At 34.1% G+C, this 13,260-nt stretch carries 6 protein-coding genes and 2 pseudogenes; 6 read left to right on the top strand and 2 right to left on the bottom strand.

Annotated features, from left to right (window positions below; translation table 11 throughout):
* Positions 1-222 precede the first annotated feature (222 nt).
* Positions 223-2,025 (top strand): glycoside hydrolase family 3 protein, encoded by a 1,803-nt coding sequence (locus CEF18_RS16485; protein ID WP_110937472.1) that lies wholly within the window; start codon positions 223-225, stop codon positions 2,023-2,025.
* 395 nt (positions 2,026-2,420) lie between these two features.
* Here the strand turns inward: CEF18_RS16485 and CEF18_RS27250 are convergent.
* A pseudogene (locus CEF18_RS27250) lies at positions 2,421-2,846 on the bottom strand (IS5/IS1182 family transposase); the annotation flags it as partial.
* Between the two features lie 645 nt (positions 2,847-3,491).
* Here CEF18_RS27250 and CEF18_RS16480 point away from each other — a divergent pair.
* The 5 genes from CEF18_RS16480 (at position 3,492) to CEF18_RS16460 (ending at position 12,069) form a co-directional block, all read left to right on the top strand.
* On the top strand, positions 3,492-6,131 hold the full coding sequence (locus tag CEF18_RS16480) for an alpha-mannosidase (protein WP_190238696.1): 2,640 nt from the start codon (positions 3,492-3,494) through the stop codon (positions 6,129-6,131).
* A gap of 240 nt (positions 6,132-6,371) precedes the next feature.
* A complete protein-coding gene (locus CEF18_RS16475) occupies positions 6,372-8,861 on the top strand; it encodes a hypothetical protein (protein ID WP_110937470.1) in 2,490 nt (829 codons plus the stop codon).
* 127 nt (positions 8,862-8,988) lie between these two features.
* Positions 8,989-10,272 (top strand): extracellular solute-binding protein, encoded by a 1,284-nt coding sequence (locus tag CEF18_RS16470; RefSeq protein WP_220693819.1) that lies wholly within the window; start codon positions 8,989-8,991, stop codon positions 10,270-10,272.
* 58 nt (positions 10,273-10,330) lie between these two features.
* The gene (locus tag CEF18_RS16465) at positions 10,331-11,206 is read left to right on the top strand and encodes a carbohydrate ABC transporter permease (RefSeq protein WP_110937468.1); all 876 of its coding nucleotides are present in this window, start codon (positions 10,331-10,333) and stop codon (positions 11,204-11,206) included.
* Positions 11,206-12,069, top strand: coding sequence for a carbohydrate ABC transporter permease (locus CEF18_RS16460; RefSeq protein WP_110937467.1), 864 nt, complete (start codon positions 11,206-11,208; stop codon positions 12,067-12,069). Before CEF18_RS16465 ends, CEF18_RS16460 begins: the two co-directional genes overlap by 1 nt.
* Before the next feature lie 19 nt (positions 12,070-12,088).
* Here the strand turns inward: CEF18_RS16460 and CEF18_RS16455 are convergent.
* Positions 12,089-13,219 (bottom strand): annotated as a pseudogene (locus CEF18_RS16455) (IS4 family transposase); the annotation flags it as partial.
* Positions 13,220-13,260 lie beyond the last annotated feature (41 nt).

The raw sequence follows: 13,260 nt of genomic DNA, 5'->3' as shown, positions 1-13,260 counted from the left end.
ATAAGACAATCCTACTATTTTTTGAAAGTAGTAAGGCTAATTTATGCGACTAAACCAGTTGAAGCATTAGCTGTTGAAAGTGGCATGAGTGAAAGTGTGTGGGGGGAGCGAAAGGATATTTATATTAGATCGGTGTCATATTAAACCTAGTTATAGTAAAAATGCATAACCTTCATTTTTAAATCAGAGGTACTCAATTTTGCAAATACAAGGAGTAAAATTATGCTATCAGTAATAATAAAGAAGAGAAAGATTTTCCTGGCATGTACAATCACCGTTGTTCTCCTAATGGTTTTCTTTTTCAGTAGTAAATTTGTTTTTGCAGATTTTATTCCATCCGGGCAAAAAGATAATGGACAACAGACTGGCACTAAATTAGTAGATGTTGCATCAATTGATGAAGTAATAAGAGCAATGACACTAGAAGAAAAGGCAAAAATGGTTGTGGGTAGTGGTATGCCTGGAATGTTTGGGAATCCCAAAGCAGAGGTGGGGGGTGCTGTGGGAGTCACACACGCAATTCCCAGGTTAGGAATTCCAGTATTATTATTTGCCGACGGTCCAGCTGGGTTAAGGATTAGTCCAATTAGAGAAGATGACACAGATACATATTATTCAACGGCATTTCCAATAGAGACTGCATTGGCCTCAACATGGGATAAGAAAATGGTAGAAGATATTGGAGCAGCTATAGGAAATGAAGTAAAAGACTACGGACTCGATATTTTATTAGCACCCGCATTGAATCTTCATCGTAATCCTTTAGGTGGAAGGAACTTTGAATATTTTTCAGAAGACCCTCTATTAACGGGAGAAATGGGAACTTCTTATGTGAATGGTGTCCAATCTAACGATGTTGGAGCAACGGTTAAGCACTTTGTTGCTAATAACCAAGAAACAAACAGGATGAAGATTGATACCATCGTATCACAAAGGGCCTTACGAGAATTGTATCTAAAAGGTTTTGAAATAGCAGTAAAAGAAGCGAATCCTTGGGCAGTAATGAGTGCATATAATCAGCTTAATGGAATTTATACGTCTCAAAATGAGGAATTGTTGACAACCGTATTAAGAGAAGATTGGAATTTTAATGGTTTTGTGATGACGGATTGGTTTGCTGGAGTTGACCCGATTGCACAATTGAGAGCGGGAAACGACCTCATTATGCCAGGAGAACAACAACATATTGCTAAAATTACAGATGCTGTGAAAAGTGGCTTGCTTGATGAAGATATTCTTGACAGGAACATTAAACACATTCTGAAAATTCTAGTTAAAACCCCAAGTTTCAATGGTGATCAACCCTCTAATAATCCTAATTTAAAAGTACATGCACAATTAGCACAGCAGGCAGCAGCAGAGGGAATGATACTTTTAAAGAATAAACAAACATCTTTGCCTTTTGATAAAAAAGCAAAAATCGGCTTGTTTGGCAACACTCAGATTGAAACGATTAAAGGAGGTACTGGAAGTGGTAATGTGCACTCGGCATACGTAGTTTCTATTGCAGAAGGTTTAGAGGATAGGGGATTTCAGCTCCATCAAGGACTTTATAACAGCTATAAGACATATATTTCAACCTTAAGAAAGAAGCCAGAGTATAAAATTAAACCAGATCCATTAGGAATTGACTTTGGTTTTGTTATCCCGCCAATCCCGGAAAAACCGCTTAAAAACAAGGAGATTAGTACGGTCGAAAAAGATACCGATATTGGGGTGATTGTAATTGGCAGAATATCAGGAGAATTTGAAGATCGAAAGAATGAAAAAGGGGATTTTCTTTTATCTGATAATGAACAAGTAATGATTGAATCCGTAGCAGATAAATATCACGGTGCAGGAAAAAAAGTTGTGGTTGTTCTTAACACAGGAGGACCTATAGAAGTAGCTAGTTGGAGAGATAAAGTGGATGCGATTCTCTTAGCATGGCAACCTGGTCAGGAAGCAGTGCATGCAGTAGCCGATCTATTGTCAGGTAGTGTGAATCCATCTGGTAAACTTTCTACAACATTTCCTATGAAGTAAATATAGGTTCTTCTTCTGAAAACATTCACGAATCAGCAACATTTGAAGTAGATGAAGACATCATTGTAGAAAAAGTAAATGATGTGTTAGAACCGCAAGTTGAAATACCTAAACTTTCGCAAGTTGAATGAAGTCATGAGTCTAAAAGAAAGGTTTGAATATAATATATTGATGCGAAAATAAGCTTTAAAAAAGTGTTCTTTAAAATACAAAATGCCAAGAAACTAAAGGATACATATAATATGAGTTCAAAAAATATCAGAATAGTCTTGAAATACTTTAAAGAGTATATTACAATACACGATATATTGAGTAAGCGCTTACTCTAATTAGTATACGATACATAATGACGTCTCACAGGTTTTCAACATTAACAATCAAAATTCTGTGTAACTTTAGGCTGCTTCTTTTACTTGGTTTCTCTCTGTTTTTAGCCGTAATCCAGCGAGTTTCATGGCATTGTAAACAAGTGTAGCAAAGTCAAAATGACTTTCGCTCTTTCTCCTGTTTGGTATCGTATACTGTCTAGTTGAAATTGCTCTTTTAGACATGCAATCACTCGTTTAGAGGAACTTCTTTCTTTAACTTCCATGATTCAAAAACTCGTGCAGGAGCACTATATTTCCATAAGTCTGTTTCCATTTTTATTTTATAGAATTTTTGACATAGCGAGTCATGGGCGAGTGGACACTCTCGACATTCTTTTGGTTGGGTAAATTTTATGTTTAATACTTTCTATTAAAGCTGCCATATCGATAAGAATATTCTCACACAGAGGTTGGGGCAAAGTGTTTATCAAACCCAAGTAACTCGGGTTCATTCCGCGTTCTGAATAATGAAATTGATTCAATTAAAGAAATATACCAAATTTTCAAAAAGTTCATTGATAGTTATTCATTCGAGTGATACAATAACTTTAACATTGTGAGTAAGCGCTTAACTTACGTTAAAGAAAAGTTTGGAGAGGAGACTATATGGTAACTGTTGCAACAACTCGAAAGTATCAACCTATCTTAAAACTTTTAAAAAACAATATGTATCAAAATACTAAAACTGTATCTTCCTTAAAATACCTTGAATGTGAATATCACGATTGGGATCTGGTCCATGAAAATTCGAATAACTGGGATGTATATGATACTAATCAAGGTTTTGGTGCCGTAGATGCTCATTTTATTTTTAAAACGACATTTAAGTTAGACGAGAGCTATGAAGGAAAAGCAGTAACAGTTCAAGTTTCTACAGGGGCAACAGATATATGGAATAACAACAACCCTCAATTCATCACCTTTGTTAATGGAGAGTTGATTTGCGGGTTGGACATAAATCATACAGAGTTCGAACTCACTACTCTTGCCAAGACAGGTGAAGTATACGAAATAGCACTTTATACTTACTGTAATACAGAGAAGCAAGACGTTTTTTTAAATATTCAACTATCAACGAAAAATTTGGAAGTAATGGATTTGTATTTTGATATAAAAACATTATTTGACGTTTTAAATGTATTAGATGAACGAAGCGCTGAATTTATTACTATAACTGATATATTAGATTCTGCTCTTCAGCTTTTAGATTTAAGGGATTTGCAAAGTACTAGCTTTTTGGAATCCGCGTTTAAAACCCAGGAATACCTATCCCAGCACTTCTTCAAGCAATACTGCGAGGATGCTGCTGTAATTGAACATGTTGTAGGACATACTCATATTGATGTGGCATGGCTATGGACACTAGCTCAAACTCGAGAAAAAGTTATTAGAAGTTTTTCCACAGTCATATATTTGATGAATAAATATCCCGAATACAAGTTTATGTCTAGTCAACCGCAACTATATGATTTTGTGAAAAAGGATTTCCCTTCTCTTTTTGAAAAGATTAAGGAAATGGTGAGACAAGGTAGGTGGGAACCAGAAGGTTCAATGTGGGTGGAACCAGATTGTAATGTTCCAAGTGGTGAATCACTAGTTCGTCAAATACTATATGGTAAAGCATTTTTCCAAAAGGAATTTAATAAATCGAATGAGATCTTATGGTTGCCCGATGTGTTTGGATACAGTGCAGCTTTACCACAAATTATGAAAAAAAGCGGAATAAAGTATTTTATGACAAGTAAAATTGCTTGGAACGATACAAACATAATGCCAGATGACACCTTTTTGTGGGAAGGAATTGATGGTTCAAAGATATTAACCCACTTGCTAACAACTACTGACTTTATGCATGATCGTACTCAAATGAAAAATACCACATATAATGGCCTATTGAATGCTTCACAGATAAAAGGAGCATGGGAAAAATATCTTAATAAAAAAGAATCACGACATGTATTACAACTTTATGGTTATGGAGACGGAGGAGGAGGACCTACATATGAAATGCTAGAATCCAATAGAAGATTCTCAAACGGAATTAAAGGTTTTCCAAAAACACAACAATCCTTCGCTAAGGAATTCTTTGATTCATTGTCAAAAGATTTCAGCAAGTCTAAACAACCTCCAACATGGCATGGAGAACTATATTTAGAAAATCACCGTGGAACTTATACTTCAATGGCTGAAAACAAAAAAGCAAATCGATTAGCAGAAATCACAAATTCAGATGTAGAATTTTTGGCTTCCTTTTTAAAAACTTATAATCTGCAAAAAGAGTATCCATATTCACTTATGGAAAGAAATTGGAAGAAGACTATGTTAAATCAGTTTCATGATATTTTACCAGGTACCGCTATTGCTGAAGTATATGAAGACTCTCAAAAGGATTACAAGGACATATTGACTACAAATCATGCTTTCATCCAACAGGCTTTAGAAATTATATCTGCAGAAGTGGCTGCAGAAAAATCAGGAGTCCTTGTATTAAACACAATAATGAGACGTCCTCGGGTTATAACGATTCCAGTTTCAAAAGATATATTAGGGGTTTCATATGAAGGTAAGGCTTTGCCAAGCTTTAAAGAAAATGAAATATTAACATTTTTGGCACCTGAAATTCCGACGAAAGGTTATATTTGTTATTCTTTCAGCAATAAAACATACAACGAAGAAAATCCTTTCCTGTGGGACGGAATTAATAAAGTATTAGATACTCCATTTTATCATGTGAAATTCAACAAACTGGGTGAGATTTTATCTTTGTTTGATAAGTCTGAAAAGCGTGAGATATTACGTGAAAATGAATTAGGAAATCATTTTGTTCTTTATGAAGACCGTCCATGGGAATATGATGCATGGAATATCGAAAAAAGTTACTTGGATAAAGCATACTATATAGATTCATGTGAAGAATTTAAAATAACGGAGTGTTCACCTCTGAGAGTTATTATTCAATTAAAAAAGTCCTTTTTAAACTCCTATATGAAACAAAAAATAATATTTTACCAGCATTCAAAACGAATTGATTTTGAAACGACAGTTGATTGGCATGAGACAAATCTTTTATTGAAAGTAGAATTTCCAGTAGACATTCATACATCAAAAGCAAGTTGTGATATACAATTTGGAAATGTTGAAAGGCAGATACATCCTAATACTAGTTGGGATCAGGCTAAATTTGAACTTTGCGCACATAAATGGGTAGATTTATCTGAGCCTGGATATGGGATAGCTTTATTAAATAATGGTAAATATGGTCATGATTTTTTGAATGCATCTTTAAGATTAACATTACTTAAATCGGCCGTTTATCCAAACCCAAAAGCTGATAGAGGGCTTCATACATTTACATACGCACTCTATCCTCATGAAGGAGATTTCCGTAATGGAAATGTAGTAGAGGAAGCCTATGACTTAAATCATTCAGTTTATACAGCAGAAGTTAAGAAACAAAAAGGAAAGTTACCTGCCCGCTATTCATTTTTACAAATTAAGAAAAAGAATGTTATTTGTGAGACATTGAAGTATGCAGAAGATGGTGATGGGATAATTTTACGGCTATATGAATCATGGGGTATGAGAACCAAAAGCAGTATAGAATTCACAAAGTCTATTTCTGAGATGTGGGAATGTGATTTACTTGAAAATAAAATAAGTCAGATCCTAAGTAGCGGAGATAAAACTTTTCTGTCGTTCAATCCCTATGAAATTAAAACAATATTCATTAAGTATTAGCAATATAATCTTCTTCTGTTATATAAAGATATTAGTTTATAAGAGATCTACAAAGTTAAGAGTCCAAGCCTATAAATTATGACCAGCAGATAGTGGGATCGCTGAATTCTAACTAATCTATTTAACAAGGTATACTTTTTCAAGTGAACTTTAACAGGATTTATATAAACGTTTAATAAGTGGTGACAACCTATTCAGATAATATTTCTTGACCGTAATAAAAGGAAAGGAGATGAAAAAATGGACCACAAATTATTTTATAAAGTGTTATCCAATGGTTCACTTAACCGTTTTTTACATTCGGATATTCGATTAACCTCTATTTCAACAGAAAAGGAAACGATGAATACTTCAGTTAGCAATACGGAGGGTTACTATCAGGTAGACTATCCTGTTCGTAAAAAGTTCTTAAAAAATCGATTTAATGAAGCAATTCCCTATATTAATAATGGAATAAACAAAGTTTATATCCCCTTCGAAAATACGAGGGTTGACTTTTCTTCTTTTATTTCAGTCCCTCATAGACTAGAGTGTTATGTTAAAACTTATATATTATCCAATAAAAAGGTTAATATGCCTTTTAGATTAAAAACTTGCGGAGGAACTCGCATATGGGTCAATGGCAATTTACAAGAAGTATTCGAGCCGTTTACTCGAAACCATGGGACTGAAAAAATTATCCAACTCTCCTTCGAAAGAGGAAAAAATGAAATTTTGGTATATTTTGATGATTTAGCAGAGCGGGATGTTAATTACTATTTTGAATTGCTAAACTTATCTAAAGACTCAATTAAAGGCTTTATACCAATACCAATTCCCCTAGATGAATTCTCAGTCGCTGAAACGTTTCTTTACAAACTGTATTTCGACCAAGATATATATCGTAAGGGAGAAATAAAATTAGTTACTCCTGATATAGAAAATAAGATTGATAAGTCACTTAAGGTTCGCCTGAATCCAGAAAAGTATGTAGAAGATGATATGCACGACGGAAATATTACGGATTTTAAGTATGATGACTTTCACATAGATATAAGAAATGAAAATAGTAAGATTTCTATAGGTACCGTGGATAAACTAAAGACGGCAGGTATTACAACTTGTCAAATAGGATATCCCCTATCAAATGGGGAGTATCTCACTAGGAGAATTAAATTCACGTTATACAACCAAGAGAAGTTTAAGGCTTATATGAATGAGGATTCTCTTGAAAAAAGAAAGTCAAATGCTCTATTCTACTTTGCTAGTTTACCTTTAGAAGATATTAATGTTTTATTAGCAAATATTCACTTAGGAAATCCTGATAAAGATTTTATCACTAATTTCAATTCTGCATTTAAGTTAATAGAAACAAAGGGAGATTGTGCAGATTTTGTGTTAGTCCCCATGCTTTCAGTTTATGCAAAAGAGAAATGGAAGTTTCCAAAAGAGATGCAGGAAAAAGTAAAAGAGTTGGCAATTAATTTCAGGTACTGGATCGATGAGCCTGGTAATGATGTTATGTGGTATTTCAGTGAAAATCATGCCTTATTATTTCATATTTCTCAATACTATGCAGGTTATCTTTTCCCAGAAGAAGTATTTACAGTAAGTAAAAGAAGTGGTTCGGAACAATATCACATTGCGAAGTCAAGATTAGTTGATTGGTTTGATAACTTTTACAATTATGGATTTACTGAATGGAATTCTACAACATACTTACCTATTGATTTAATTGGTTTCTTTGGACTATATCTTGCAGCACCTGATCAGGAAATTAAAGACCTAGCTAAGCGAGCGCTTGACTATACATTTAAAATTATCGCAATTAATTATCATGGAGGCACTCTATCTTCCACATATGGCAGATCATATGAACATAATTTAAAGGCAATGCCACTAGGTGAAATTTCGAATATTTTGAGCATTGCTTGGAGAAATGGTTATTTTAATAATGCTTTACGACCATCCACGTTATTTGCCATTTCAGACTATAGCCCTCCTGATAAGTTAATACCTTATATGGAATTAAATGAAGGAAATGCTTTAAAAGCAGAATACAAACAAGGCAAGAACCAAGCTTATACTTATATTTTCAAATGCAAAGCATATTCGTTAGCAAGTTTAATAGACTTTAAAGCAAATAAGAAAGGGCATCAACAACATGTTCTCAATATATCACTTGGGAGTGAATGTACATTACTATGGATTAACCACCCAGGAGAGATAGAATATAGCGGCGAAAACCGTCCAAGTTTCTGGGCTGGGAATGGTGATATTCCTTTAATAAAGCAATATCAAAATCTAGCTTTGTTGCATTATAAATTAAAGAAAGATTCCATCCCATTTATTCATATGTACTTACCATACTGGGAACTAGATAATGTTATAAAAGTAGGAAAGTGGATATTCATTAAAAAAGATGATAGTTATCTTGCCGCTTACTTTTCTAACGGTTATGAGATTACTAATGAAAGCGCTATATCGTTTCGGGAGGTTCGTTCCAATGGTTTAGAACATCAAGTTTTATTAAAATGCTCGTCTTCTCATGAAGTAGGATCATTTGAAAGATTCCAATCATTAATAAAAAACGTAAATCTTACAGATTCACATCAATGTATTTCACTCAATGATTATCAATTTGGAAGTGTAAATTACTTTAAAGAATGTTTATATATTAATGATCAAGCAATTACCTATGATGGGAATTATATTCTCAACCCCACTTTAATGAAGGGGGTGATAACCTAAGAAATATATCTTACAATTCATTAAAAAAGTATTACATTTATGTTAGATGCATTAAAGGGATGAGATATCATTATTTTTAAACCAAACAAACTATTTTTAGGAGATGATTAATTTGAGGGGATTTCTATTGACTTTATGTAGCGTATTGTTTTTATCATTTATAACTGCATGTAGTTCAGAGACATCAGTCGAAACAAATGGAGCCAATAACTCAGAAGAGGCTGATGGGGGTATTTTGAAAATTCTCTTGTCAGAAGAGCCTTCTAGTGAAGATGCTTTAAATAATTCTTTCAAAAAATGGGCTGAAGAAACTGGGAATAAAGTGGATACCATTGTGATACCTTACGATGATCAAATTACAAAATTTCCGTTAATGTTAAAAAATGATGATGTTCCTGATTTAGTTTCAACTACCAGATTAACCAGACTTTATCCAGAGGAATTTTTAGATTTAACAGATGTAGTAGATATAGGTATTTTTGATCAGGCAGCTCTAGAAATAATTGGGCAGGATTATGATAGTGATTCAAATCTTGCACTCCCAAACCAATATACAATTACATCTTACTTTTATAATGCAGATGCATTTGAAGAGGTAGGTATTGAAGTACCAACAATTGATGATCCATGGACAATGGATGAATTAATAAGTAACGCACAAAAACTCAAAGATTCAGGAGACGTTAATTACGGATTAGCCGTTGATTTCTCCAGAGGAAGATACGATAACCTAATGTACAGTAATGGAGGATCTATCACCCAGGAAACAGAAGATAGTTTTGTGGTTTCAATAAATAGTGAGGAAAATGTTCAAACCCTTGAAAACTTTGTAGAATGGAATGAAACTGATTTAATGCCTAAAGTTATTTGGACAGGTGGATCAACAGATAATCCAGCAGATTACTTTAAAAACGGTGATGTAGGAATTTATTTATCAGGTTCATGGGAGTATAGTCCTATGTATGAAGAAATTACTGCCTTTGACTGGGGTGTAATGCCTTCACCGATTGGTTCATTACAACAATCTGCTATTGCAGGTGGAGGTGGTTTGGGGATACCATCAAGTGCTGAAAACCCAGAGTTGGCAAAAGAATTTTTAGAATGGTTCTATAAAGAAGATAATTACGTTGAATTTTTAGCACAGGATAAGGGAATTTCATTCATTAATGGGGTAACTTACGAACCCGAGGATGAGAAAGTAATAGCTGATTACGAAATCTTACAAGCTGAAATGAAAAACGTTACTGACAGGTTTTTAGTTGATGAAAAGTCTGCATGGAGAAATTATTTAGATAGTGAATACAGAGACGTTATCAAACGTGCTGTTAGTGGAGAATTGACTGCAAAAGAAGCACTTGATGTATTTGCAAATGATCTTAGTGAAAAATCAGATTGGGAAATTGCAAATTAAGAGATTTATAGAGAGCATATTTTACTATATGCTCTTTTGAAGTGGAGGATGATTTGATTTGTCGAAAAATTCACGAAACCATCGCGTCTTTTGGTTATTTATTGCACCAAGTGGAGTTTTGTTTACAATATTTTTCTTAATTCCCTTATTTCTAAATTTGATCTTGTCCTTCACAAATTATGATGGATGGAAGCAAATGGATTTTATTGGAATTGAAAACTATGTAAGAGTCTTACAAGATAAAGAATTCTATAGCGCTTTTTTTAGAAGCATTATCTATACTATTGTAAATTTACCCTTTAAAGTAGCAATACCTTTGCTGTTAGCAGTTTTACTAACCTCCCCTAAGGTTAGATTTAAAACGCTAGCTCGTACTCTAATCTACATTCCTGTATTACTATCTGCTTTAGTGATGGGGATAACAATTAATTGGATGTTCAGCCAGGAGTATGGTTTAGTAAATTTTATAATTCAGCAATTAGGTGGTAGTCCCTTGGAATGGGGCTCAAATGTCGTTCTAGCAACGATAGTCATTAGTGTGGCAAGCACACTAATGACTACAGGCTTTTTTATGATTATTTATATTGGCTCGATTAATAACCTTTCAAGCGATATATATGAGGCAGCTGAAATTGATGGTGCTAACAGTGTACAAAAATTTATAAGCGTTACTTTCCCTTTATTAGCACCAACTACATTTTTAGTTACGTTATTAAGTACCATAGATCTCCTCAAAGAGTACGCTTTGGTACAAGGCGTTACCCAAGGTGGACCAGGGACTGGGACTACCTATACCATACAGTACATTTTTGACAAAGGTTTTAATCAGGGGGAATATGGATATGCAACAGCCATTTCTGCTATAGTTATGATTGTGTTTGCAATAATTGCATATGTTCAATTTAAAACAAATCAAGGTGGTGAGAAATACTAATGGGAAACAAAAATAGATTTAGTAACCATAATAGAAGAAAACAGAAGAAAGACACTAACATCGTCTTAACATCCATTAATTTGACATGTGCTTTTCTAATTGTATTTCCAATTATATGGTTATTATCTAGTTCCTTTAAACCATCTAGTGAGCTATTTGCATACCCATTAAGTTTATTTCCAGAGGAATTCACTATTGATCACTATATAAAAGTTATTGAAAATGGATTTTTCAGGTATATCTATAATAGCTTTTTCTTAGCAGTTGTAGGAACATTAATTACAGTTGCAATTAGCTCAATGTGCGGTTACGCTCTAGCAATTTACAGGCATAATGTAAAATATACAAATATAATTTTTGGAGTGTTTTTGCTTGGGACTTTAATACCAGGAGAAACATTAACAATATCACAATTTACTGTAATTAGTGAACTAGGATTGTATAATAATATTTGGGGGGTAATCTTTCCAGTCGTAACCACAACAACAGGTATTTTTTTGTATCGGCAATTTTATTTGACAGTACCCACTTCCTTCGTTGAAGCCGCAAGGATTGATGGAGCTGGTGAATTTTACATTTTTTCCAAAATTATGTTGCCACTATCCAAATCAGTAACCATCACATTATGTTTATTTAGTTTTATGTGGAGATGGAATGATTATATTTTGCCTCTATTAGTTTTATCAGATCAGAAAAACTATACCATTCAAATTGCAATTAAAAATTTCATTGGCGCAAACGGAGTTGACTGGAATTCTATTCTAGCTGGATCAGTTATATCTATCATTCCTATTACTATCCTATTTCTTATATTACAAAAGTATATTACAGGTATAAATATATCCTCTGGTGATAAGGGATAAGAGGATATGTAATATGGAACTATTCCCAACTTTCGCAGACTGAAATAGGCAGGAATGCCTTGATGTAGTTAGGTAAGCCTGCGATCCACTGTTGTAGTTGACTTTGAATGAGTTTTTTCAATTTCTTGTTACTCTTTTGTAGGATATCTTTAAGAAGCTCGATTAATTGCTGAAGTGCAACAGCCCAATCGAGATCACCAATTTCATCACAAAGTTTAGAAAACATGCCGCCTAGAGTTCGTTGGTCGGTACTGCACCGATTTTGCCAAGACAATACAATGTATCGGACAAAACGATTGTCGTATGGCTGATTAACGAATCATACGAGCGACTTTGAAACTCATTCTGTAGTTTTAACATGGACTTTGTTGTTTTGAAGAAGACTTCAATATCCCACCGCAAGCCATAAATACGAATAATCTCTTGGTCGCTTAACGTGCAGACAGTACTCAAAATGGCTAACCAGTCTCTCTTTTTATTCCGATTGCGAACGAAGATGCCTTTAACTGCAACGCCATTCGCTTGGGTTGTATGAATGAGCGAAGAAGACTTTTTTTCCTTTCACGGGTGCTGCCGATCGATAAAGCTCTTTCAAACTCACTCGTTCACTACCTACAAGATAGCGTTAATTGAAGGCCTTCACCATACCAATCACATCAAGTCCTTTGTCTTTAATGTCCTTAATGAGTGGCTGATGAGTAAACTGTGTATCCATCAACACATAAGAGGCATCAAAGCCAGTATTCATCGCACGATTAATCATATCTGGAACCTGTTCCGGTGCTTTTTGAAGGGCTTCTAGACGTCGTTTGTAACCAGAAGAGCTATGCTTAACAATTTTTGTTGATATTCCGTTGATCTGGCTCTTTTTGGAACTCAATAAAGAAAAGTCGACGAGTATAAACGTTGCTTCATCCGACTACACGAGCGTAAGCATGCGAAACCCTTTAGAGTAACGCATTTTTTGAGAAGCGTATCAAAACAACGAACGAGTAACTCAACTGATTTTCTACGATTTCGATCATAAGAAGAATCACCTAAAATTAATACTTTTGGACGAATGGGTCGTGAGTGTCGATACTTTTTTGATCGCATCAGCACTAAGGAATGTTAAAAATCGTCTCCATGAAAAAGTCGACTGATTTAAGAAATTTGACCAGATTACATTTTTAAAGGTGCGAAAGTTGAGTA

Source organism: Salipaludibacillus neizhouensis (genome assembly GCF_002886185.1).
Lineage (GTDB): Bacteria > Bacillota > Bacilli > Bacillales > Salisediminibacteriaceae > Salipaludibacillus > Salipaludibacillus neizhouensis.
Note: the sequence above shows the minus strand (reverse complement) of the source record. Positions and strands in the feature narration are given on the sequence as shown.

Bases quoted from the DNA above. Each gene is read 5' to 3' on its own strand.
- CEF18_RS16485 (WP_110937472.1), top strand. From the start codon at position 223: ATGCTATCAGTAATAATAAAGAAGAGAAAGATTTTCCTGGCATGTACA.
- CEF18_RS16475 (WP_110937470.1), top strand. From the start codon at position 6,372: ATGGACCACAAATTATTTTATAAAGTGTTATCCAATGGTTCACTTAAC.
- CEF18_RS16460 (WP_110937467.1), top strand. From the start codon at position 11,206: ATGGGAAACAAAAATAGATTTAGTAACCATAATAGAAGAAAACAGAAG.